A 1472-nucleotide genomic window follows, 5' to 3' on the forward strand; every position below is an offset into this window, starting at 1 on the left:
GCTCGGACAGCTCGGTGGCTGCGGGACGGCTGGTGTCCGGCGGCGGCTGAGTCGCCTGGTTTTTCCCGGGGACCAACCGGATGACTCCAGCCTAGGAACGCGCCGTCGTCGGCGAATCGGCCGGGGTAACGAACCCGGGCCTGGCCGGGGCGGGTCCGTCAGGAGGAGGCGGGTCGTCCTGGAGGATGAGAACCGATCGACCGACGCGAGCCACCCCAATTATCTTCTCCTTTCAATCGCGGTGGATGCTTGAATGGTTGGGCGTGTAGAATTAATCAGAATCATCTCTTCTCATGTGAGCATAATTAATTTGCAGCAAAGGAAAACGGTCCCTAGTATTGTGACGTCAGCGGGATTTACGCTCCTTCACGCGAAAAGACATTTATGAGGGTGCCTTTTCGCAAGAGAGGCTATCGATGTGTAATACTCAATGCGCAGCCTCCATTGTAGGGCGTCGGCAACGTGCGGCACGCCAAGACCGAGATTTAAGTAATAGTTTTAAAATGTCCTGGGTGCCATGCTGGTTTGCTGGCTCATTATTGACAGAAGTATCACAATCTGCAGTAATAACTAAATGTAGCATCTCGACGAAACCTGAAAGTCAGCGTCGACTTTCAAACAGCAAAAATCTGGAAAGTCAAATTTCTTGCAATAGTGATAGAAAGCATGGGAATGACGATAAACTAATCGTGACGCTCTAGGTACCTGTGTTAATGTTACGCGACATCATATCGAGCCAACCATTGATGAACATCGGTCATTTGGACTACCAGACCGGATGAACTTGCTCGGTGACTTGATGCAGCGTTCGTGTCCGGTTTTGGGGTGATGATCAGACCGCATCGGTAGGGTTTTCGTGGCACCTGAGGAGGGTGTGCGATGAGTGATAGTGATGCTGGCACGACGAAGGGCGCTGGGCGCCGGGCCAAGGTGTTCCTGTCTCCCTCGAGGAAGTACGACATCTACGTGCAGCTGATGCGTGGGGAGATCACGGTGGGAGCGGCCGCCGCGCAGGCCGGGGTGGGATCGCTTCCACGATTATGCGGTTGCGGCAGGTCGCCAGGCAGGGCGCTCTGGAGGCGCTGGCTGCCTCACGGCCAGGAGTCTCGGGGAAGCCTGCTCGTGACGTCGAGCCCGGCCAGGCCCGGGCCGAGATTGACCGACTCACGCGCACGGTGACCGAGCAGGCGGCCGGGCTGGTGGTGCTGGAGAAAAAAGGGGGCTTGGCCTGATGCCCACCGAGCCGGTTCCCGCCGGTGTGGACGCAGCCACCAAGCAGGGGTTACTCGACCTGGTCGACTACGCCGCAGGCCGGGGCTGGCCCGTATCCAAGACCTGTGAGGTCCTAGTGTCGCGTGTCGTTAGTTGTTTTGTGGTTGGTGCTTAGGATGATGGGGGTATGGCGAATAGACCTGCTCCTGGACTGGTTGTGCGTGAGGGTGACCTGGAGGTGCTTGAGTCCTGGCTGCGTG

1 protein-coding gene is annotated in these 1472 nt (G+C 57.5%); it reads left to right on the top strand.

From position 1 onward, the window contains the following. Window positions 1-1046: 1046 nt before the first annotated feature. Window positions 1047-1232: a hypothetical protein gene (locus tag HCR68_RS14410; RefSeq protein ID WP_243859156.1), complete on the top strand. Its 186-nt coding sequence runs from the start codon at window positions 1047-1049 to the stop codon at window positions 1230-1232. Window positions 1233-1472 lie beyond the last annotated feature (240 nt).

Origin of the sequence: Actinomyces sp. ZJ308 (genome assembly GCF_011752065.1) — a bacterium.
Taxonomy (GTDB): domain Bacteria; phylum Actinomycetota; class Actinomycetes; order Actinomycetales; family Actinomycetaceae; genus Actinomyces.